Source organism: Butyrivibrio proteoclasticus P6B7, assembly GCF_000622085.1.
Taxonomy (GTDB): Bacteria; Bacillota; Clostridia; order Lachnospirales; family Lachnospiraceae; genus Butyrivibrio; species Butyrivibrio proteoclasticus_A.
In genome coordinates, this window is sequence record NZ_JHWL01000004.1 from 71143 (window position 1) to 93221 (window position 22079).

A 22079-nucleotide genomic window follows, 5' to 3' on the forward strand; every position below is an offset into this window, starting at 1 on the left:
GAATTCTATTTTTGTCCTTAGCCATTAATTCTTTCACGAGTTCTGGTGTTTTAGTTGAAACGAAGGAGGAAGGCAATGCTAAGTATTAATGAATGCGTAGTTTATGGAAGTCATGGTTTATGCAAGGTACAGGATATTATGGTACCTTCGTTTCTTGAGAGGGGAAAAGAGAAACTGTATTACGTGATGGAATCTGCAGTTGATGCTGGAAGTGTTCTCTATGTTCCAGTTGATGGCGCAGAAGATAAAGTACGTGAAGTAATTAGTGCTAAGGACGCAGAGTGCTTGATTGATGAGATAGAGGATGTTCAGGAGCTTGAGCTTCCAGAGGGTAAGAAGGCTGAGCCTATGATATCTGGTATCATCAAACGAAACGTTCCAGATGAAATGATGAGTCTTGTTAAGACACTTCACAAGATCAAAGCTATCAGGGAGGCAAACGGCAAGAAGTTTGCAGCCATCAATGAGAAGTATCTTAACATATCAGAGAAGCTTCTTTACACAGAGATGGCTTTTTCAATCAAGACTGAGAAGGACAGAATTAAAGCTAGAGTAATCGAAGAACTTTCAAACTTATCACTAGAGACTGCTTAAGGCGGTCTCTTTTTTGTTTATAAAGACATGCCTTTGTGTTACAATGGGGTCTATGGATAAAACTTTAGAGCTTTACTACGAAAGTGCATATTTAACAGAGTTTGAGGGAAGGGTTCTTGCCTGTGACAGTAGGGACGACGGCCATTACGAGGTGATTCTTGATAAGACAGCTTTTTTCCCTGAGCAGGGAGGACAAACCTCTGATGTTGGCCTGTTTACTACATCTGACGGTACTGAGATCCATGTATCCCACGTATCTATAGGGGATGGCGTCATCAGACATATCTGCGACGGAGCCGTTTCTGCAGGAGATGAGCTTCATGGCAGAATTGATTTTGCCCACAGATTCAGCAATATGCAGCAGCATACAGGAGAGCATATCTTCTCCGGAATAGTGTCAAAACGTTTTGGCTATGATAACGTTGGATTTCATTTAAGCGATTCAGAGGTGACCATGGACTACAATGGCCCACTGTCCAAGCGCGATATTGATGATATTGAGCTTGCTGTCAACAGAGCAATCTGGGAGAACGTGGCTGTGACCTGTAGTTTCCCTGAGGCTTCTGAGCTTAGCACAATTGATTACCGCAGTAAAAAAGAGCTGTCAGGGGACGTTAGGATCGTGACAGTAGAAGGCTACGATGTTTGTGCCTGCTGCGCTCCTCATGTAAATAGAACAGGAGAGATAGGTCTTTTGAAGGTTGTTGGCCTTCAGAACTACAAGGGCGGCGTAAGAGTCAGCATTCTGTGCGGTCAGAGAGCTCTTGAGTACCTTGGAAGGGCTCAGGATATCGTGAAGACTTTATCTGATACCTTTACTACCTCTGATGACAAGGTTGTTTCCTCTGTGGAGAAACTCTCTGAAGAGAACAGCTCTTTAAAGGCAGAGCTTTCTGAGCTTAGGGACAAGCTGATAGATATTGAAGTTAATGAGATAGAATCGAAGGCAGGCAGTGTCTTTGTGGCAAAGTCTGGCTCTTTTGACGCTGGCGCAGCCAGGAAGATGGTGAACCTTCTTGCTGCCAGAAATAGTGGATATAGCGGGGTATTCTCGGGAGATAGCGGGAATTATAGATATGTGATAGCAACTGGGGATGACAACAGAGACCTTAAGGCTCTTAATGAGATGCTTAAGGAAAGGTATGGTGCTAAGGGCGGCGGCAACAACAAGATGGTTCAGGGGAGCCTCTGCGCCCAGGATATTGGCGACGTAATTGACAGCTGCTACAGCATCTAAAAGAGGAATATGAAAAATGGAAGTTGGAACGTTTAAGGATTTTAAGGAAGGGTGCCGGGATGGGGTACCAATCTGCCTTGGGTATTTTGCAGTTTCATTTGCCTTTGGCATAGGGGCAGCGGGAATTGGAATGACTGTTTTTCAGGCGGCGCTTACATCGCTGCTTAATGTGACCAGCGCAGGTCAGTTCTCAGCTCTTGATGTGATAAAGAGAAATGGAAGTCTTATAGAGCTTGCAATGCTTCAGCTTATTATCAATCTTAGATATATGCTTATGTCTGCGTCTTTGTCTCAGAAGCTTGATCCAAAGACCAGTACCCTTAACAGACTCCTTATTTCCTATGGAGTTACCGACGAGATATTTGGTGTAAGCGTCCTTAAAAAAGGTAAGCTCTATCCAATGTTTTCCTATGGAATTATAATAACATCTGTTTTTGGATGGGTTACGGGAACGGCTTTTGGAGCCTTTGCAGGCCAGATACTTCCCCAGATACTTGTAAGCTGTTTAGGACTTGCCATCTACGGCATGTTTATTGCGATTATTGTTCCTGATACCAAAAGAAGTAACGCAGTTCTTGGAGTTGTGGTAGGATCTATGATCCTTAGCTCTTTATTTACTTATGCTCCTTACCTTAAAATGCTGGATTCTGGCTACAGGATTATTTTGATAACAGTTGTTGTGGCTGCTATAGCTGCTGTTGTGGCGCCTAGGAAGGAGAAAGACAATGAGTAGGATCTATGTTTATATTCTCCTTATGGCGGTGGTTACCTATGCTATCAGGGCTCTTCCTCTTACTCTTATAAGAAAAGAGATTAAGAGTACCTTTATCAGAAGCTTTCTTTATTATGTGCCCTATGCAACGCTGGCTGCTATGACGTTCCCGGCAATACTTGGAGCTACAGACTACATGTTATCGGCGATTGTAGGATTTGCAGTGGCTATTATCCTTGCGCTTTGTAACAGAAGTCTTATCACTGTGGCAGGATGTGCTTGTGGAGCAGCCTTTATTGTTGAGTGTATTTACAGATATGTGATTTGAGAGGATTAGATTATGCGTATAGGAATGGGATATGATGTTCATAAGCTTGTGGAAGGAAGAGATCTTATCATGGGCGGAGTTAAGATTCCTCATGAAACTGGACTTTTAGGACATTCTGATGCAGATGTTCTTTTACATGCTATAATGGATGCTCTGCTTGGCGCAGCAGCCCTTGGAGATATAGGTAAGCACTTCCCTGATACTGATCCTAAGTACAAGGGAGCTGACTCTGTAGCTCTTTTAAAAGAGGTGGGAAGAATGCTTTCAGAGAACCACTTCCTTATAGAGAATATTGATGCTACAATAATTGCGCAGGCACCTAAAATGAGACCATATATCGATAAGATGAGAGAGAATATCGCAGATGCTCTCTGTATAGATGTTTCAAAGGTTAATGTTAAGGCCACCACTGAGGAGGGCCTTGGATTTACTGGTGCCAAGGAGGGTATTTCCTCCCAGGCTATATGTCTTTTAACAAGTGCAAATTAAACTTTAGATTTAAGGAGTTTTATATAAAATGGCGAACACATTTACTTTTTACAACACATTATCAAGAACGATTGAGGAATTTGTCCCAAGAGAAGAAGGCAAGGTTTCCATGTACACCTGCGGACCAACCGTTTATCACTACGCTCATATCGGTAATATCCGTACATATATCATGCAGGATGCTCTTATCAAATCCCTTGAATATGCTGGATTCAATGTAAAAAGAGTTATGAATATCACAGATGTAGGACATCTTTCATCTGATGCAGATACTGGCGAAGACAAGATGCTGGCTGGTGCCAAGAGAGAGCACAAGAGCGTCATGGAGATTGCCAAGTTCTATACAGATGCTTTCTTTAAGGATTTTGATGCTGTAGGCAACAAGAGACCAGATGTGATTGAGCCTGCAACTAACTGCATTCCGGAGTTTATCCACATGGTAGAGGTTCTTCTTGAGAAGGGCTATGCTTATGTGGCTGGTGGAAATGTATATTTTGACACAAGTAAGCTTGATGATTATTATGTTTTCTCTTCATCAGTTGAGAAGGAACAGCTTGAAGTAGGCGTTCGTGATGATGTTGAAGAGGATGCCAATAAGAAGAATAAGACTGACTTCGTTCTTTGGTTCACCAAGTCCAAGTTCGAGGATCAGGCTCTTAAGTGGGACAGCCCATGGGGCGTTGGATATCCAGGATGGCATATTGAGTGCTCATGCATTTCCATGAAGCACCTTGGCGAGTACATTGATATCCACTGCGGAGGTGTTGATAATATCTTCCCTCACCACACCAATGAGATTGCCCAGTCTGAGAGCTATCTTGGCCATGAATGGTGCAAATACTGGTTTCATTCTAACCACCTTAACGATCAGTCAGGTAAGATGAGTAAGAGTAAGGGTGCTATCCTTACAGTGTCTCTTTTACAGGAAAAGGGCTATGATCCACTGGTTTACAGATTCTTCTGCCTTCAGTCCCATTACAGAAAGCCTTTAGTATTCTCTTATGAGGCTCTTGATCAGGCTGCAGCTACATTCAATAAGCTTGTTAAGAGAATTGCTGAGCTTAAAGAGGATGGCGAAGTGGATAAGGCAGTAGTAGAGCAGTATGAGAACAGCTTTAGAGAGGCTGTTTCTGGAGATCTTAATACAGCTATGGCTATTACAGTTCTCTATGATGCTCTTAAGGCTGATACTAACGATGCAACCAAGCTCTATCTTGTAAACAGCTTTGATAAGGTTCTTTCTCTTGATCTTATAGGACATGCTAAGGCTTTGTCTGAGGGACCAAGTGTTGATCCAGAGCTTGAGAAGTATGTACTTGATGCTATCGAGAGAAGAGCTCAGGCTAAGAAGGCTAAGGATTTTGCAACAGCAGATGCTATCAGAGATGAGCTTTTAAGTAAGGGCGTGGAGATTAAGGATACACGCGAAGGAGTTAAATGGCAGCTGATCTAAACAGTTATTTAAACAGCTTTTTTAACATTGAAAGCAAGGATATCAGGACCTATTCTCCATTGACTTTGGCCTACATAGGAGATGCGGTCTTTGATGTGATCATCAGGTCTATCCTTGTTAATAAGGGTAATACTGCGGTCAATAAGCTTCATCAGAGGGCCAGTGGTATTGTTAAGGCCAAGACCCAGTCTGATTTTGTCCATATCCTTATGGATGATCTGACTCAGGATGAGATTGATATTTATAAAAGAGGTCGCAATTCAAAGCCCCACACAAAGGCTAAGAATGCTTCAACTATTGAGTATCTTGATGCCACAGGATTTGAGGCGGTTATGGGATATCTTTATCTTACAGATAATCTGGACAGGGCATTGGAACTGGTTAAGCTTGGAATCGAGAAGCTGGAACTGGATATTCTGGATTGATTGATCATTGGTTGAATTATTTTATTGATTGAATTGGAATTTGGTTTGGATTTAGTGTTTTGAATCCGATAGTTAGTAATGAGGTTTATATGGAAGAGAATTTTGAAAGTAGAATAGTAGAAGGAAGAAACGCTGTCCTGGAGGCTTTTCGTTCAGGCAAGACAATTGATAAGCTCTTTGTTCTTGATGGCTGTAAGGATGGCCCAGTTCAGACTATCCTTAGGGAAGCCAAGAAGCACAAGGACACTGTGATTTCTTTTGTCAAAAAAGAGCGTCTTGACCAGATCTCAGAAACTGGCAAGCATCAGGGCGTTATTGCTTATGCTGCATCCTATGAGTATGCAGAGGTTGAGGATATTCTTGATGTGGCCAGAGAGCGCGGCGAGGACCCATTTGTGTTTGTCCTTGATGGTATAGAGGATCCACACAATCTTGGTGCCATCATTCGTACAGCTAATCTGTCAGGAGCCCACGGCGTTATTATTCCTAAGCATAGAGCAGTTGGTCTTACAGCAACAGTTGCCAAGGCTTCAGCAGGAGCTTTGAACTACACTAAGGTTGCTAAGGTTACTAACATTGCACAGACTATCGAGGATCTTAAGGATAAGGGACTTTGGTTTGCCTGCGCTGATATGGGCGGAACAACCATGTACCAGCTTAATCTTAAGGGACCTATCGGAATTGTTATAGGTAATGAAGGAAACGGCGTAAGCAGACTGGTAAAAGAGAAATGTGATATGGTGGCTTCTATTCCTATGAAGGGCGACATTGATTCTCTTAATGCATCTGTTGCCTGTGGCGTATTGGCCTTTGAGGTTGTAAGACAGAGACTTGGGTGAGAACATGAGTGTAAACCGGTTCAAAGAGTATACAGACGAAGAGCTTGTGCTTCATATACATGATGGCGAAGATGATGGTGCTACAGATCATCTCCTTAATAAGTATAAGAATCTGGTCCGTAAAAAGGCTGGTTCCATGTTTATCCTTGGTGCAGACAGGGATGATCTTATTCAGGAAGGTATGATTGGTCTTTTTAAGGCCATCAGAGATTATGATTTTGGAAGGGATGCAAGCTTTGCAACCTTTGCGGATCTTTGTATTTCCAGGCAGATGTATTCCGCAATCCAGGCTTCTGCCCGCAAAAAGCACGGTCCGTTGAATAGCTACATTTCAATCTATGCCAAGAGAGAAGATCTTGAGGACGGATCAGAGGTGGCTCTTGAGGATATCCTGGAATCTGATTCCAGTCTTATTCCTGAGCAGCATATTATTGATCAGGAGAATTATGAATTATTAGAGGGCGAGATTGATAAGCAGCTTAGCTCTTTGGAGAGACAGGTTCTTGATCTTTATATTACCGGTATGAGCGTTAAACAGATATCTGCAGTTCTTGGAAGAGATGAAAAATCCACTGATAACGCCATGCAAAGGATCAGAAACAAGCTTAAAAAGTACCTTAAAGACTAAAAACAAAATAATGATAAAAAATGCTTGCGTATGATTTATAAGTATGTTATATTTATATAGCTGTTGTTGACAGAGGTAACTATAGTTAATTAAGAAGATTTATTGTATATAGAGAGGTGAGAAGAGATGAGACAGGACATTCAGCCAGAATTCCATCAGGCAACTGTTACTTGCAACTGCGGTAACACATTTACAGTTGGATCAACAAAGAGCGAGATTCACGTAGAAATCTGCTCAAAGTGCCATCCATTCTATACTGGCCAGCAGAAGGCTACAAGTGCTCGTGGACGTATTGATAAGTTCAACAAGAAATACGGCATGAACAATCAGTAATTAAGAAAAGAGAAATTGAGAGGTTGAGGCAATGGCCTCGACCTCTTTTTCTTTTATCCCAAGGAGAACGTGATGAGAAAGCGTAGAGTTAGACATTATTCAGGAATAGGCGGACAGGCAGTTCTTGAAGGCGTAATGATGAAGAATAAGGATATGTACGCTGTTGCTGTTAGAAAGCCTAATAATGAGATTGAGATAGAGATTGATGAATATCATGGAGTAGCTTATGGAAGTAAGCTTCTTAATATTCCATTTATCAGAGGAATATTTGTATTTATTGATTCCATGATTCTTGGACTTAAGTCCCTTAATTATTCATCTTCTTTTTATGAAGAGGACAAGGATAAGCCTACCAAACTTGATGAGGGCCTTGAGCAGGTTTCTAATGGTCATGAGGATACTTTCCTTATGATCCTTACAACTTTGATCTCTTTTGTATTTGCTATTGCTTTATTTATGGTTCTTCCATATGCTCTTTCAGAGCTTTTGGCAGGATATATCAGAAATACTTCACTGGTGGCTATTATTGAGGGCGTTCTTAGAATCCTTATTTTCGTCCTTTATATTCTTCTTATTTCCAGGATGAAGGATATTAAGCGCCTTTTCCAGTATCACGGTGCAGAGCATAAGTGCATTAACTGTATTGAAAAGGGTAGACCACTTACAGTTAAGAATGTTATGAAGAGCTCAAGACTTCACAAGAGATGCGGTAGCAGCTTTATTCTCTTTGTTATGCTTATTAGTATCATTCTTTTCTTCTTTATCAGAATCGATTCATACCTTTGGCGTGTAGTTATCAGAATTCTTCTTATTCCTGTGATTTCTGGTATTTCTTATGAGATTATCAGACTTGCAGGTAAGACAGATTTCATCCTTGTAAGAATTATTTCTGCACCAGGTCTCTGGCTTCAGAGACTTACAACCAAGGAACCAGATGCCAGCATGGTAGAGGTTGCTATTAAGTCTGTAGAGGCAGTATTTGATTGGAAAGAGTATCTTAAGGACTCTTTTGGATACGAGATTGATGACAGCTGGCTTAGAGATGATGAGCCTGTAGAGGAAGATGAGTAATATAGAGTATAGACAACTTTATGAAAATGGTTTAAATACCCTGGAGAGAGCCGGAATTGCCGAAGCTAAGCTTGACGCCCGGCTCCTTTTGGAATATGTATGTGGCACAGATCACAGCACTCTTTTGGCCCACCCTGATATGGATGTGGATGAGGATAAAGAGGCAGAGTATCTTTCTTTTATTGAGAGACGTGCCAAGAGAGAGCCTGTGGCCTATATCCTTGGAACTTGGGATTTTATGGGCCTTTCCTTTAAGGTTAACTGTAATGTCCTTATTCCAGAGCAGGATTCAGAGTGCCTTGTAGAAGAGGCTTTGAGATTCTGTGAAGATGGAATGAGAATTCTGGATCTTTGCACAGGTTCTGGATGCATTGCCCTTAGTATTCTTAACTATACTAATGAAACCAAGGCTGTATGCACTGATATTTCTAAAGAGGCTCTTTTAGTGGCAGAGGATAATGCTAAGAGCCTTCAGCTTGACCAAAGAGCTATGTTTGTAGAGACAGATCTTTTTCCAGAGGCCGATGGCAGCAAGTTTGATGTAATAGTGTCTAATCCACCATATATTGCAAGCGACGTTATTGAGACCCTTGCAGAGGAGGTTAAGGACTATGAGCCAAGACTTGCTCTTGATGGAGACACAGATGGCCTTAAGTTTTACAGAAGAATTGTGGATAAAGCTCCCGACTATCTGTATTCAAGTGGATATCTTATAATGGAGATTGGATATGACCAGGGCGAAGCAGTAACTAAGCTTTTGGAAGACCATGGTAAGTATCATGATATAGAGGTGGTCAAGGATTATCAGGGCAATGACAGAGTAGTCAGGGCTTGCTTTTATTGAGGTTAACTATGTTTGATAGATTAGAAGACATTATCAGAAGATATGAAGATATAACGATGGAGCTCAATGATCCTTCAGTTATAGCTGACCAGGAGAGGTTCAGAAGCCTTATGAAGGAGCAGAAGAGCCTTGAAGCTTTGGTTGAGTGCTATAAAAGGTACAAAAAGTGCAAGGATACCATCGAAGAGAGCCTTGCTATGCTGGAGGAAGAGTCAGATCCTGATATGAAGGAGATGCTCAAGGAAGAGCTGGCAGATGCCAAGGATCAGATCCCTGCCCTGGAGGAGGAACTTAAGATCCTTCTTCTTCCTAAGGACCCTAACGATGAGAAGAATGTTATCGTAGAGATCAGAGCAGGCGTTGGTGGTGATGAGGCAGCTCTTTTTGCAGCGGATATGTACAGGGTATATACAAGGTACGCTGAGAGACAGAACTGGAAGGTAGAGACCATGAGCGTTGAGGATATCGGTATCGGTGGAATCAAGGCTGTGAGCTTTATGATAAAGGGAAATGGCGCTTATTCAAGGCTTAAATTTGAAAGTGGTGTTCACAGAGTTCAGAGAATTCCAGCTACAGAATCTGGCGGAAGAATCCATACTTCAGCAATAACAGTTGCTATTATGCCAGAGGTTGAGGACGTTGAGGTTGATATTGATCTTAACGACTGCAAGTTTGACGTGTTTAGAGCATCTGGTAATGGTGGACAGTGCGTTAATACTACCGATTCAGCTGTAAGACTTACTCATTTCCCTACAGGTATCGTTATTTCCTGTCAGGATGAGAAGAGCCAGCAGCAGAACAAGGCTAAGGCCCTTAAGGTCCTTAGAGCCAAGCTCTATGAGATGGAGAGAGAAAAACAGCACAACGACGAGGCTGAGCTTAGAAGAAGCCAGGTGGGAAGCGGTGACAGATCTGAGAAGATCAGAACCTACAATTTTCATCAGGGAAGAGTGACTGATCACAGAATCAATCTTACCCTTTATAAGATCGATCAGATCATGGACGGCGACCTCGATGAGGTTATAGATTCCCTTATTGCTGCTGATCAGGCGGAAAAGCTTCTTACTCTTAAATAAATATTAAATAATTCGCTTTTATTGAAGCTTATATTTAAATAGTGTACAATCTTAATATAGGTAATCTGTATTTATTATTTCGATAACGAGAAGGTTGGAGATTTATGGATGCTGGATTCAAAAGTGAACTAATAGAATGGGGCGTGGATTGGGACGAAATTCTCGATAGATTTATGGGAAATGAGGATCTCATTGCACGCTTTATGTTTAAATTTTTGAATGATCAGAGCATGAGTGACCTTACCAGGTACCTTGATGAGGGAAATGTTACTGAGGCATTCAAAGCTGTGCATACTCTTAAGGGTGTGGGAGCAAACCTTGGACTTAAGGGCTTTATCACTCCTGTATGTGAGCTTACTGAGATACTTAGAGCTGGTTCTATGGACGGAGCCAGAGAAAAGTATGATACCATAAAGCCTAAGTATGATGCTCTTATAGCTATATTACAAAAGTATCAGGCTTAAGCCATAGGAATCTGATTCTAAGAAGCTTGGGATGTAACTATCCCAGGCTTTTTCTATTGATTTATCTAAGGTAAAAATCGAGTAAGAAATGCCGGTGGTTATAATAATTTCCCCATTTGAGAACTTAATATTTAGGCACAGATTTATCTGACTTTTATCTATTCCAAAATCAGCCTCTTTAATAAGCTTTTCTTTTAACTCGTCATCTGCGTGAAGGATGAATTTAAAGGAAAGAGGTGTGTTCTTGCCCTTGATAAGATCAAAACATATTGGTTTAATATCGCTCCATTTGGAATATTCTGGGAGATTATCTGTATCAACATCACCGGAGTTGTAGAAATCCTTGTGAATGAGGCCATTTATGGTGAAGGTATTAAATGTATCTATAGAAGCTTCTTCTAAGAAGAAGCTGTCGAAAAGGTTTCCTTTAAGAAGGAGAGCCATGAATTCTTTTTTGCTGTTTATCTTGAGTGATACCATTGTTTCCTCGTGTTTTTATATCTAAATTGTTAAGCAACAAGTCAAGTATACCAAAAAAATGGTAAATGAATACAATATTTTTGATAAAATAAACTATTTTCATAGACTTAATATTAGTCTATACTAGATGAGATAAAATTAACCAAAGTATTGAACAGGGGAGTAGTTATGACAAAATCAGTAAGATTAAAAGACATCGCAGACAGACTGGGAGTTAGTACTGTCACAGTATCTAAGGCCTTGACTGGTCAAAAGGGTATGAGCGATGAGCTTAGAAAGAAGATTCACACAGCAGCTGATGAAATGGGATATATTCCTTCTATCTCAAGAAAAGCTCTTTTTGCTCAGAGAAGTTATACAATTGGTATTCTTATTTCAGAGAGATACATGAGCGAATATAGCTCTTTTTACACAAGAATGCATCAGCAGGTTTCTCAGATTGCTATGGATAAGGGATGCTTTACTATGCTTGAAGTAATCTCAGCTGAGAACGAGAAGAACAAGACACTTCCAAGACTTATCGAGGATAAGAAGGTGGATGGTGTTGTTGTTATCGGAAGACTTGATGAGAAATATCTTGATAATCTTAAGAATCAGAATGGAATTAAGATGGTTTATCTTGATTTCTGCAATCACTCTGGTGATGAGGATGCGGTTATTTCAGATAGCTTTAACGGCGCTTATGTTCTTACCAATTATCTTTTTGATATGGGACATAAGGATATAGCCTATGTTGGAACACTTTTAGCTAATGGTGCTATTACAGACAGATATCTTGGATTTACCAAGTCACTTATGGAGCATGGTCGTCCCTTCAGACAGGATTGGATCATTCCAGACAGAGATCCTAAGAAGGGCTCTATCGACAGCAACAAGTTCTTAGAGCTTCCTAAGGAGATGCCTACAGCTTTTGTATGTAACTGTGATATGACAGCCAGCATGCTTATTAAGAAGCTTTTTGAGAAAGGCTACAGAGTACCAGATGATATTTCTGTTGTAGGATTTGATAATTATCTTTATCCAGGTCTTTGCGATATCAAGCTTACAACCTTTGGAGTAGATAGCTACGAAATGGGAAGAAATGCTGTTCTTAATCTTATCAGAAAGATCAGCGGTGAGAGATACCGTCAGGGCGTAATGATCCTTGAAGGTCATATGATCGAGGGAGAGAGCGTAAGAAAAGTAGGCTAAAGCTATAAAAGCTTTAGCAGGTTACTACGATTCCTCCGTCACTTGCATAAGTAGTTGACACCCCTGCGGCATCCAGAATAAGGGATTTGCCAAAGGGGAGTTTTTTTAGAATAATGTCGCGAACTACGCAGGCTCTTTCATAACAGTTAACGTGTGTGATCATGAGGACGCGGTTCTCGGCATCAGAAACCTCCAAAGCAAGAAGGTCAGCCATCTTAAGGATGGCTTTTTTCATGCCTATTCCCTGGCTCTTCTGAATAATCTCACCGTTAAGGCCACAGCAAACAGGCTTAATATTCAAAGTGGAAGCAACTAAGGCTTTCATGTTGGAAAGTCTTCCGTTCTTCCTTAAAGTCTCAAGTGAATCAAGAACAAAGTAAGTAGACATCTGGTCGCGATACTCCTCAAGTCTTGAGGAAACCACTTCAAAGCTAAGGCCTGAATCCGCAAGCTCCATAGCTTTAAGGGCCAGCTGAACTTCTCCGCTGGCTGCAGAAAGAGAGTCGCAGACGTAAATGTTCTTATCGCCCTTTTCATCGTGATAGATGTTCTTGGCAAGAAGTGCGCTGTTGTAGCTGCCGCTAAGCTTGGAAGTGAGGGTGACAACATAGATGTCGTCAGCATCACAGTCATAGGCCTTCATGAAAAGATCTGGTGAAGGACAGGCAGTCTTAGGGCATTCTTCTGACGCAGCCACTTTCTCAAGATAAGATTCCTGATCGAAGGTTTCGTCGTCTACGATTATTTCGTCGCCGATCTGCAGAATGAGAGGAATGATCTCAAATCTAGGATCGTTTCTATATTCCTTTGGTAAATCACAGCAACTATCTACTACTATTTTGTAACTCATAAAACCTCCGATAAAGAAAATTATTAGTTATCATAACATCAACGTACAGGGGAGTAAACAGGAACTATTTTTGTGAATCCAGTATCGCCTGAGCTTCTTTTATGGAATTCCTGTAACTAAAGGCAATATTAAAGATCATGCCATTGTCCATCTGTACCTTTCCAAAGGATCTCTTTTGGATATGGTTGATGTTGATGAGAGAATTGTCCGTAAGAGGGCATATCTGAGGGAAAATCCTGCACTGGTCATAGAAGTTGTAGATCTCGTCCATAAGAGTTACAACCTGGCCATCCTTAAGATAGATGTGAAGCTCAGCGCCCTTTTTCCTTACACATACTATATCGTCATCCTTGGCGTAAATTGTTTTATCCTTATTTCTAAGCTCTAAAGAAGGTGTCTCTTCTCCCTTTAGCTCTTTTATCATGTCCATGGTTGCAGTAAGCTCAGCCACCTTAATGGGCTTATCAAGGAAATAGATGTTGGTGGCATCGGTTCCTTCCTGGGCCCAGCGAGTCCTGTAGTCGATGGATGAAGAGCAGAGGATGATAGGCCTTACTACGCCCACATCAAGAAGCATCTTGGTGATCTCGATGCCATCCTTCTCTGACTGAACCATATCCACGAACAGGCCGTCGTACATCTGTGGAAAGCTCATAAATGCAGAAACATTGCCATAAGAGTCAATGTGGAGTCTCTCTCCAGTCTCCTTAAAGAATCGATCTGACTGCCTTCCCAAAAGACGTTCAGTCTGCTTTCTGTCTGCTATATTGTCATCACAAACTGCTATGTGCATTGTAATCCCCCATTAATTATTAGATAAAACTAAACTGAATTGGCAGATAGTAAAGAAATACCACTAAGGCTATCTGCAATACTAGTATTATAGGCATTCCGAACTTGAAATACCAATGCTTTGTCTTGTGCTTGAAAATATACATTCCCAAAATAGAACCAATACTTCCTCCAACAATGGCAATAGCAAAAAGGGTCGCCTCAGGGACGCGGAAGGCATTACGTCTGGCCCTCCGCTTGTCGATTCCCATTAAGGCAAACCCTATAATATTAACTGTTATTAAATAAATAGCTATAAGATAAAGCGAATTCATGTATTACTTGTTGTTCATAACTTCCTGCATCTTCATAGCACGAACCTTTGAAGAAAGTCCAAACAGATTGATGAAGCCTTCAGCATCGTGGTGATCGTAGAGATCTCCAGTCTTAAAGGATGCTATGCTCTCGTTGTAGAGAGAATATGGAGACTTGGTGCCAGCCTTGATGATATTGCCCTTGTAAAGCTTAAAGGTAACTTCACCTGTGACATACTTCTGGGTGGACTCAATAAATGCCTGCTCTGCTTCACGAAGAGGAGTGAACCATTTCCCTTCATATACTATATCAGCAAATTTATTGCCCATATCTTTCTTCATTGTATAGGTATCGCGATCTAAAATCAACTCCTCAAGCTGCTGGTGTGCTTCATAGAGGATTGTTCCGCCAGGAGTCTCGTAAACGCCACGGGATTTCATGCCTACTACACGGTTCTCAACGATATCAACGATACCGATGCCGTTTTCTCCGCCCAGCTTATTGAGGGTACGGATGATGTCTGAAACCTTCATCTCTTTTCCGTTAACTGACTTAGGAACGCCAGCTTCGAAGGTCATTGTTACTGTTGTTGGTGTATCTGGTGCATCCTCAGGAGTCTTTCCAAGAACAAGGAGGTGCTTGTAATTAGGCTCAAGAGAAGGATCCTCAAGTTCAAGACCCTCATGGGAGATATGCCACAGGTTACGGTCGCGGCTGTAGCTGCTATCTGCTGAGAATGGAAGATTGATTCCGTGCTGCTTGCAGTACTCGATCTCTGACTCACGGGAATCCATTGTCCACTTGTCATTTCTCCAGGCTGCAATGATCTTGATGTCTGGTGCAAGAGCCTTGATTCCAAGCTCGAAACGGATCTGATCGTTACCCTTACCAGTAGCTCCGTGGCAGATGGCAACAGCGCCTTCCTTACGAGCTATCTCTACAAGCTTCTTGGCAATAAGAGGACGAGCCATTGAAGTTCCAAGAAGATACTTGTTCTCATAAACTGCGTGAGCCATAACGCATGGTACGATATATTCGTCGCAGAATTCATCTACAACATCAAGAACATAAAGCTTACTTGCTCCGCAGCTCTTAGCTCTTTCGTCAAGTCCGTCAAGTTCTTCCTCCTGTCCACAGTCGATACATACGCAGACAACTTCATAATCGAAGTTCTCCTTGAGCCATGGAATGATTGCTGTTGTGTCAAGTCCGCCTGAATAAGCAAGTATAACCTTTTCTTTAGCCATTTATTTTCCCTCTTCTTTCATATTAGTAGTAACTATATAGTGATATAATTAGTTCGTTAGGGCCTTTAAGCCGTCTATGTTTCATAATATAAACCCATAATGAATAAAATGCAATAGAAAAATGCATAAATACTTAAAAAAGATATTATTTTTGCATAAATATAAAAATATCTATTGCATATTGTTCCCATCAGTCGTATACTAAAACAAATTTCACCAGAAAAAATATGCATAAATAATGTATAAAACCTTAGGGTTTTGCAGGAGGCAGTATGATCAAAGCAGGAATCATTGGTTCTACAGGTTATGCAGGAGCTGAGATAGCAAGGATCCTTTTGGGACATCCAGAGGCAGAGGTGGTCTGGTATGGTTCAAGGTCCTATGTTGACGAGGAGTTCAGCAGTATATTTGGAAACTTTCTTAATATAGTAGATGCTAAGTGCCTGGACGATAATATCGAGGAAATGGCTTCAAAGGTGGACGTGATCTTCACCGCGACACCTCAGGGGCTTTGCGCTTCTTTAGTTAATGAAGATCTACTTAAGAAGGTTAAGATTATAGATCTTTCCGCAGACTTTAGATTAAAAGACGTTTCTATATATGAGAAGTGGTACAAGATAGAGCACAAGGCTCCTTCCTTCATTGAAGAGGCTGTATATGGCCTTTGCGAGGTGAACAGAGACAAGATTAAGGGTGCAAGACTTGTGGCTAATCCTGGATGCTATACCACTTGCTCAATTCTTACAGCATATCCACTTGTTAAAGAGGGACTTATTGATCCTGACACACTTATTATCGACGCTCTTTCAGGCGTTTCCGGGGCAGGAAGAGGCGCCAAGGTAGCTAATCTCTACTGCGAAGTAAATGAGAGCTGCAAACCCTACGGAGTAGCCACACATAGACATACTCCTGAGATTGAAGAGCAGCTGGGATACGCAGCGGGAAAAGAGCTAACTCTTAACTTCACACCACATCTTGTTCCTATGAACAGAGGAATCCTGGCTACAGAGTACGCGACTCTTACTAAGAAGAACGGTGTTCTTCCAACAGCACAGGAGATCAGAGCAGCCTACGAGAAGTACTATGGAAAAGAGCTGTTTATAAGAATCCTTGGCGACGGCGTATATCCGGAGACCAGATGGGTTCAGGGAAGTAACTTCGTAGATATAGGCTTTAAGATTGATGAGCGCACCGGAAGGATCATTATGATGGGAACCATCGATAATCTTGTTAAAGGAGCGGCTGGTCAGGCTGTTCAGAATATGAATATTATGTTTGGCATCGATGAAACCAGCGGACTTAAGCTTGTTCCAAAGAGCCTGTGAGGAGTAGTTATGGTTCGTGTTATGACAATGGACGATTATGAAGAAGTCTATAAGCTTTGGAATTCAATCCATGGATTTGGCATCAGATCCTTGGATGACTCCAGGGAGGGAATAGAGATTTTTCTTAAGAGGAATCCCACCACAAGTGCAGTAGCCATCGAGGATGGAAAAATAGTGGGTGCTATTTTATGCGGGCACGATGGAAGAAGAGCCTGCCTTTATCACGTATGTGTAAGTGAGAAATACAGAATGCATGGAATAGGTAAAAAGATGGTGAACTTCTGCTGCGAACAGCTTAAGAAAGAGAAGATCAACAAGGTTTGCCTCAATGCCTTTGTTACAAACACCGTGGGAAACAGGTTCTGGCAGAAGATGAACTGGAATCTTAGAAGCGACATGAATTATTACGATCTTGCCCTTAACGAGGATAACAAGACCATATTTGTTCCATAAACAATAAACTTAAAGGATGGTGGCACAATGAAAGTTATCGAAGGCGGAGTTACAGCAGCAAAGGGCTTTATGGCCAGTAGCTGCGAAGCAAATATCAAATATAAGGACAGGACAGACATGGCCTTTGTTTATTCCAAGGAGCCCTGTGTCTGCGCTGGTACCTTCACATCAAACGTGGTGAAGGCTGCCTGTGTCCAGTGGGATAAAAAGATTGTTGAATCCGGTGATTCAATGCAGGCTGTGGTTATCAACTCAGGAATTGCCAATGCCTGCACAGGGAAAGAGGGTTTTGATGCCTGCGAAGCTACAGCCAAAGCGGTTCAGGATAATCTGGGAGTAGCATACAACGCAGTGGCTGTGGCATCTACCGGTGTTATTGGAATGCAGCTTCCTGTAGATAAGCTTGTGGCTGGTGTTTCCAAGATGAGTAAAACCCTTGATGACAGCATTAAGGCTGGAACCGACGCTTCCAAGGCAATCATGACAACAGATACTGTTAATAAGGAAGTGGCTGTCTCCCTTGAACTTGATGGGAAGACTGTTACTCTGGGCGGAATGAGCAAGGGCTCAGGAATGATCCATCCTAATATGTGCACTATGCTGGCGTTCCTTACAACGGATGCTTCCATTGCAAAAGAGCTACTTCAGGACGCCGTTTCTGAAGTGGTTAAGGATACTTTCAATATGATAACAGTTGATGGTGATACATCCACCAATGATACGCTTCTTTGCATGGCTAATGGCCTTGCAGGTAATAACACCATTACTTCCAAGGGAGGTGATTTTGAAGCCTTTAAGGAAGCTCTTTCCTATGTATGTGAGTTCCTGGCTAAGAAAATGGCTGCTGATGGAGAGGGAGCAAGTAAGCTCTTTGAGGCTAAGGTAATTGGCGCCAAGACCAAGGAAGACGCAAGAACTCTGTCAAGAGCAATCGTTGGTTCTAACCTCTCAAAGGCTGCAATCTACGGCTGCGATGCCAACTTTGGAAGATTCCTTTGCGCCATGGGCTACTCTGGAGCCATGTTTGATCAGAATGATGTGGAGCTGTTCTTTGAAAGCGCAAATGGAAAGATTGAGGTCTTCCATAAGGGTGTTCCCCTTGATTTTGACGAGGATGAGGCCCTTAAGATTATGAAGGCCGACGCTGTTACAGTGTTTGTGAATATGAACGAGGGAAGTGAAGAGGCCACAGCCTGGGGATGCGATCTTACTTACGACTACGTCAAGATAAATGCAGATTACAGAAGCTGATCAGGTTCAGAACTTATAGAAGTAGAAAAGTATTGGTGCTTTGGAGGTAAAAGATGGATAAGGATATGCAGGAAGTACTTAAAAAGGCAGAGATTCTAGTGGAGGCTCTTCCTTATATACAGAAATACTTTGGAAAGGTGATTGTTGTTAAGTATGGCGGAAGTGCCATGAGTAATCCCGAGCTTCAAAAGAGCGTAATAACAGATGTTACTCTTTTGAAACTTGTAGGTTTTAAGCCTATTATCGTCCATGGTGGTGGAAAAGCCATCTCCAGTTGGGTGTCCAAAGTGGGAAAAGAGGCAGAGTTTGTAAATGGTCTTAGAGTTACAGATGAAGAGACCATGGAAATAGCTGAGATGGTACTTGGCAGAGTTAACAAGCAGCTGGTTACTATGGTTCAGGAACTTGGCGTTAAGGCAATTGGAATTAGCGGTAAGGATTCAGGTCTTTTGCATGTATCCAAGAAGTATTCTGATGGAAAAGACATTGGATTTGTAGGAGAGGTTGATAAGGTGGATCCTAAGGTACTCTTTGACCTTCTGGACAATGACTATATTCCGATCGTTGCTCCTGTTGGCTATGACGACAATTTTGATACCTACAATATCAATGCAGATGATGCGGCCTGTGCCATTGCCAAGTCAGTTGGCGCTGACAAGCTGGCTTTCCTTACAGATATCGAGGGCGTTTACAAGGATATCAATGATCCAGACACCTTCATCTCAAGAATGACCTGTTCAGAGGCAGATGCCCTTATTGCCGGTGGAAACATCGGAGGAGGCATGCTTCCTAAACTTAATAACTGTACAAACGCAATCAGAGAGGGCGTTTCCAGAGTCCATATTCTGGATGGAAGAATTCCTCATTGCCTGCTTCTTGAAATATTTACTAACAAGGGTGTTGGAACAATGTTTATGTCAGATGATGACCTGGCATCCTGAGAATACCTACATTTAATAAATAACAGGAGATATCAATATGAGCATTTCAATGAAAGAATACATAGATGAGGCTGAGAAGTCCCTTCTTCACACATATAATCGTTATCAGATAGTCTTGGATAAGGGAGACGGAGTGTATTTATATGACCTGGAAGGCAAGAAGTATCTGGACTTCGTGTCTGGTATTGCTGTTTTTGCCCTGGGATATAACTACAAGGACTACAATGATGCGCTTAAGGCTCAGATTGATAAGCTTTTGCATACATCAAATTATTACTACAATGTTCCTGCTGTTGAAGCTGCCAAGAAGATCAAGGAAGCCTCTGGTATGGACAGGGTATTTTTTACCAACAGCGGAGCTGAAGCTGTTGAGGGCGCTCTCAAAGCTGCAAGAAAATATGCCTATAACAAGGATGGACACACAGATCATGAAATTATTGCCATGAATCACTCATTCCATGGCAGAACCTTTGGAGCTCTTTCTGTTACTGGCAATCCCCATTACAGAGAGGCCTTTGAGCCCATGATCGGCAATATCAAATTCGCAGACCTTAACGATTTTGACAGTGTTCTTAGCTGTGTAACTGACAAGACCTGCGCCATCATTATGGAGACTGTTCAGGGAGAGGGCGGAATCTATCCCGCTTCTGAGGATTTCCTTAAGAAGGTGAGAGCTCTTTGTGATGAAAAAGATATCCTTCTTATCCTGGACGAGATCCAGTGCGGAATGGGAAGAACAGGCTACATGTACGCATTCCAGAGATATGGAATTAAGCCTGATATTGTTACAACTGCCAAGGCTCTGGGCTGCGGAGTTCCAGTAGGCGCATTCCTATTAAATGAGAAGGTAGCACAAAATTCATTAGTGGCGGGAGACCATGGAACAACCTATGGTGGAAACCCTTTTGCCTGCGCTGCCATCAATAAAGTCCTTGATTTATTTAAAGATGACAATATAATAGAGAATGTGAATCTAGTGGCTCCATATTTGGAAAGTCGCCTTGATGAGCTTAAGGATAAATATGAATTTATCACAGAAAGGCGAGGTCTTGGTCTCATGCAGGGACTGGTCTTTAACAGACCTGTAGGAGATGTAATAAATAAAGCATTATCTAATGGACTTATCCTCATAAACGCAGGAGCCAATATCATCAGATTCGTGCCACCGTTAATTATCACGAAAGAAAATATTGATGACATGATTGATATTTTGGACTCATGTCTGAGGGATTTATGAAGTTAAGAGTTAGAATTTTTTCTATTATATTAGTAGTATGTACTGTAGTGGGCGCTGTAGTTTACGCCCGCTCAGGACAGAGCCTTTTTGAAAATCACGCATTGTTCCCTAAGAACAAGACAACAATCAGAATATGGTATACAGATGATGCCCTTACTTCTTATATGCAAAGTAAGGCTGTTTCTTATAATGAAATTAATTCAAGTGTCCGTGTGGAGCCTGTATTGGTTTCAGGTCTTGAATATCTTGAGGCCATCAATAAGGCTTCAGTCGAGGAAGACAATTACCCAGATCTTTTTATAATAACAAACGATTCTCTTGAGAAGGCTTATTTAGCCGGGCTTGCCATGGAGACCTTAAATGGCCAGGAGTATCTTAAGAACGGTTCATTCCCTACAGCTGCCATTGATTCAGTTACATACAAGGGCAAGGTTATAGGATATCCTTTGTACTTTGAAACAAGCTCTCTTGTTTATAACAAGACCTACCTTGAGAATATGGCTGTTGAGAATGTTCAGGCTCAGCTTGATGCTGCAGAGGGTGAGGCTGCTCAGGAGGCTATTGATTCAGAGGATTCAGCTGCTGCAGCTGGTTCTTCAGGCGAAAGTGAAGTGGCATCTGATGCTGCTTCTGAGAATCTTTCAAATGGTATTACTCAGGATATGATCGACAGCGAGGTTGAGGAGGCACTTCCTCTTTCAATTTCAGATATTCTGCAGTTCGCTCAGAACTATAACGCTCCAGATACAGTCGAGGCCGTATTTAAATGGGACGTTACAGATATTTTCTATAATTATTTCTTTGTTGGTAATTACATGAACGTTGGCGGAAGAGCCGGCGATGATGTAAGTCAGATAGATATCTATAATACTGAGACCATCAGCTGCATGAAGATCTATCAGCAGCTTAATCAGTTCTTTGCTATTGATGCAGATGAGATTGATTATGATTCCGTAACTCAGGACTTTATTGATGGTAAGATCGTTTTCACAGTGGCAACTACCGATATCCTTAAGAAGATTGATGATGCTAAGGCTGCTGGTGAGTGCGATTTCGAATTTGGAGTTGCAGACATGCCTGGTCTTACCAGTGATTTCGGAACAAGAACAATGTCAGTTACTAACTGTATTGTTGTTAACGGTTATTCAGAGCATACTAATCAGGCTAATGCCTATGCAAGATTCCTTTGTAATGACAATTCTGATGATATGTACAAGCTTAGTGGTAAGTTGGCTGCTCATTACGGTGTTAGCTACAGCGATCCTAACCTTACTACATTTGTTGACGTTTATAATGATTCAGTTCCAATGCCTAAGACTATTGAGACAAGTAATCTTTGGATGGAACTTGAGATTGCATTTACCAAGATCTGGAACGGAGAGGACTGTAATGATACTTTAAGACAGGTGTCCGAGAATATCATGACTCAGGTTACCGGAGATGTTTATACAGAGGAAGTTCTTCCAGATCCTAATGACGATGCAATAACTGCTGGCCTAACAGAAGAATCAGATTAATATAGGCT

The 22079-nt window shown here is 41.7% G+C and carries 26 protein-coding genes; 21 read left to right on the forward strand and 5 right to left on the reverse strand.

Annotation, left to right across the window (positions count from 1 at the left end; translation table 11 throughout):
* Positions 1-75: 75 nt before the first annotated feature.
* The 14 genes from T541_RS0105015 to T541_RS18860 all read left to right on the forward strand — a co-directional run bounded on the left by T541_RS0105015 (position 76) and on the right by T541_RS18860 (position 10493).
* Positions 76-594 (forward strand): CarD family transcriptional regulator, encoded by a 519-nt coding sequence (locus T541_RS0105015; protein WP_026651656.1) that lies wholly within the window; start codon positions 76-78, stop codon positions 592-594.
* Positions 595-646: 52 nt separating this feature from the next.
* Positions 647-1831, forward strand: a complete 1185-nt coding sequence (locus T541_RS0105020; RefSeq protein ID WP_051538097.1) for an alanyl-tRNA editing protein — start codon at positions 647-649, stop codon at positions 1829-1831.
* Positions 1832-1847: 16 nt separating this feature from the next.
* Complete coding sequence (locus T541_RS0105025) at positions 1848-2564, forward strand: AzlC family ABC transporter permease (RefSeq protein WP_026651658.1); 717 nt, start codon at positions 1848-1850, stop codon at positions 2562-2564.
* Complete coding sequence (locus tag T541_RS0105030; RefSeq protein ID WP_026651659.1) at positions 2557-2871, forward strand: AzlD domain-containing protein; 315 nt, start codon at positions 2557-2559, stop codon at positions 2869-2871. The genes T541_RS0105025 and T541_RS0105030 overlap by 8 nt, the downstream gene beginning before the upstream one ends.
* A 12-nt stretch (positions 2872-2883) precedes the next feature.
* Positions 2884-3360 carry a 2-C-methyl-D-erythritol 2,4-cyclodiphosphate synthase gene (ispF, locus tag T541_RS0105035; RefSeq protein WP_026651660.1) on the forward strand — a complete coding sequence of 159 codons (477 nt, stop codon included), beginning with the start codon at positions 2884-2886 and terminating at the stop codon, positions 3358-3360.
* 28 nt (positions 3361-3388) lie between these two features.
* Positions 3389-4813 carry a cysteine--tRNA ligase gene (gene cysS, locus T541_RS0105040; protein ID WP_026651661.1) on the forward strand — a complete coding sequence of 475 codons (1425 nt, stop codon included), beginning with the start codon at positions 3389-3391 and terminating at the stop codon, positions 4811-4813.
* A complete protein-coding gene (locus T541_RS0105045) occupies positions 4798-5238 on the forward strand; it encodes a Mini-ribonuclease 3 (RefSeq protein ID WP_026651662.1) in 441 nt (146 codons plus the stop codon). The genes cysS and T541_RS0105045 overlap by 16 nt, the downstream gene beginning before the upstream one ends.
* Positions 5239-5327: 89 nt before the next feature.
* Entirely contained in the window at positions 5328-6077 is a 750-nt protein-coding gene (gene rlmB / locus T541_RS0105050) for a 23S rRNA (guanosine(2251)-2'-O)-methyltransferase RlmB (RefSeq protein WP_026651663.1), read from the forward strand.
* Positions 6078-6081: 4 nt separating this feature from the next.
* On the forward strand, positions 6082-6705 hold the full coding sequence (gene sigH / locus T541_RS0105055) for an RNA polymerase sporulation sigma factor SigH (RefSeq protein ID WP_034466135.1): 624 nt from the start codon (positions 6082-6084) through the stop codon (positions 6703-6705).
* A 126-nt stretch (positions 6706-6831) separates the two neighbouring features.
* Positions 6832-7038, forward strand: a complete 207-nt coding sequence (rpmE, locus tag T541_RS0105060) for a 50S ribosomal protein L31 (protein ID WP_026488091.1) — start codon at positions 6832-6834, stop codon at positions 7036-7038.
* Between the two features lie 72 nt (positions 7039-7110).
* Positions 7111-8109 (forward strand): DUF1385 domain-containing protein, encoded by a 999-nt coding sequence (locus T541_RS0105065; protein ID WP_026651665.1) that lies wholly within the window; start codon positions 7111-7113, stop codon positions 8107-8109.
* Complete coding sequence (prmC, locus tag T541_RS0105070; protein ID WP_026651667.1) at positions 8102-8953, forward strand: peptide chain release factor N(5)-glutamine methyltransferase; 852 nt, start codon at positions 8102-8104, stop codon at positions 8951-8953. Before T541_RS0105065 ends, prmC begins: the two co-directional genes overlap by 8 nt.
* Before the next feature lie 8 nt (positions 8954-8961).
* On the forward strand, positions 8962-10029 hold the full coding sequence (prfA, locus tag T541_RS0105075; protein ID WP_026651668.1) for a peptide chain release factor 1: 1068 nt from the start codon (positions 8962-8964) through the stop codon (positions 10027-10029).
* Positions 10030-10133: 104 nt separating this feature from the next.
* Positions 10134-10493 (forward strand): Hpt domain-containing protein, encoded by a 360-nt coding sequence (locus T541_RS18860; RefSeq protein ID WP_051538098.1) that lies wholly within the window; start codon positions 10134-10136, stop codon positions 10491-10493.
* Here T541_RS18860 and T541_RS0105085 read toward each other — a convergent pair.
* The gene (locus T541_RS0105085; RefSeq protein ID WP_026651669.1) at positions 10473-10973 is read right to left on the reverse strand and encodes a DUF5721 family protein; all 501 of its coding nucleotides are present in this window, start codon (positions 10971-10973) and stop codon (positions 10473-10475) included. The two genes, T541_RS18860 and T541_RS0105085, sit on opposite strands and share 21 nt — an antisense overlap.
* A 168-nt stretch (positions 10974-11141) precedes the next feature.
* On the opposite strand from T541_RS0105085, the gene T541_RS0105090 reads away from it, so the two are divergent.
* Positions 11142-12164 (forward strand): substrate-binding domain-containing protein, encoded by a 1023-nt coding sequence (locus tag T541_RS0105090; RefSeq protein ID WP_026651670.1) that lies wholly within the window; start codon positions 11142-11144, stop codon positions 12162-12164.
* Positions 12165-12177: 13 nt separating this feature from the next.
* Here T541_RS0105090 and T541_RS0105095 read toward each other — a convergent pair whose 3' ends face one another.
* From T541_RS0105095 to T541_RS0105110, 4 genes are all read right to left on the reverse strand, one after another.
* Positions 12178-13014, reverse strand: coding sequence for a DegV family protein (locus T541_RS0105095; RefSeq protein WP_026651671.1), 837 nt, complete (start codon positions 13012-13014; stop codon positions 12178-12180).
* A gap of 64 nt (positions 13015-13078) precedes the next feature.
* A complete protein-coding gene (locus T541_RS0105100; protein ID WP_026651672.1) occupies positions 13079-13807 on the reverse strand; it encodes a LytR/AlgR family response regulator transcription factor in 729 nt (242 codons plus the stop codon).
* Positions 13808-13826: 19 nt separating this feature from the next.
* Positions 13827-14120 carry a DUF1294 domain-containing protein gene (locus tag T541_RS0105105; RefSeq protein WP_026651673.1) on the reverse strand — a complete coding sequence of 98 codons (294 nt, stop codon included), beginning with the start codon at positions 14118-14120 and terminating at the stop codon, positions 13827-13829.
* A 3-nt stretch (positions 14121-14123) separates the two neighbouring features.
* On the reverse strand, positions 14124-15347 hold the full coding sequence (locus tag T541_RS0105110) for an argininosuccinate synthase (RefSeq protein ID WP_026651674.1): 1224 nt from the start codon (positions 15345-15347) through the stop codon (positions 14124-14126).
* A 272-nt stretch (positions 15348-15619) separates the two neighbouring features.
* Between T541_RS0105110 and argC the strand changes: the two genes are divergently transcribed.
* The 6 genes from argC to T541_RS0105140 are packed head-to-tail and all read left to right on the forward strand — an operon-like array spanning position 15620 to position 22071.
* The gene (gene argC / locus T541_RS0105115) at positions 15620-16672 is read left to right on the forward strand and encodes an N-acetyl-gamma-glutamyl-phosphate reductase (protein WP_026651675.1); all 1053 of its coding nucleotides are present in this window, start codon (positions 15620-15622) and stop codon (positions 16670-16672) included.
* A 9-nt stretch (positions 16673-16681) separates the two neighbouring features.
* Positions 16682-17125, forward strand: coding sequence for a GNAT family N-acetyltransferase (locus T541_RS0105120; RefSeq protein ID WP_026651676.1), 444 nt, complete (start codon positions 16682-16684; stop codon positions 17123-17125).
* A gap of 27 nt (positions 17126-17152) precedes the next feature.
* On the forward strand, positions 17153-18376 hold the full coding sequence (gene argJ / locus T541_RS0105125; RefSeq protein ID WP_026651677.1) for a bifunctional glutamate N-acetyltransferase/amino-acid acetyltransferase ArgJ: 1224 nt from the start codon (positions 17153-17155) through the stop codon (positions 18374-18376).
* Between the two features lie 53 nt (positions 18377-18429).
* On the forward strand, positions 18430-19317 hold the full coding sequence (gene argB / locus T541_RS0105130; protein WP_026651678.1) for an acetylglutamate kinase: 888 nt from the start codon (positions 18430-18432) through the stop codon (positions 19315-19317).
* A gap of 37 nt (positions 19318-19354) precedes the next feature.
* Entirely contained in the window at positions 19355-20554 is a 1200-nt protein-coding gene (locus T541_RS0105135) for an aspartate aminotransferase family protein (RefSeq protein WP_330375711.1), read from the forward strand.
* Positions 20551-22071: a sugar ABC transporter substrate-binding protein gene (locus tag T541_RS0105140; RefSeq protein ID WP_026651680.1), complete on the forward strand. Its 1521-nt coding sequence runs from the start codon at positions 20551-20553 to the stop codon at positions 22069-22071. Before T541_RS0105135 ends, T541_RS0105140 begins: the two co-directional genes overlap by 4 nt.
* Positions 22072-22079: the final 8 nt, after the last annotated feature.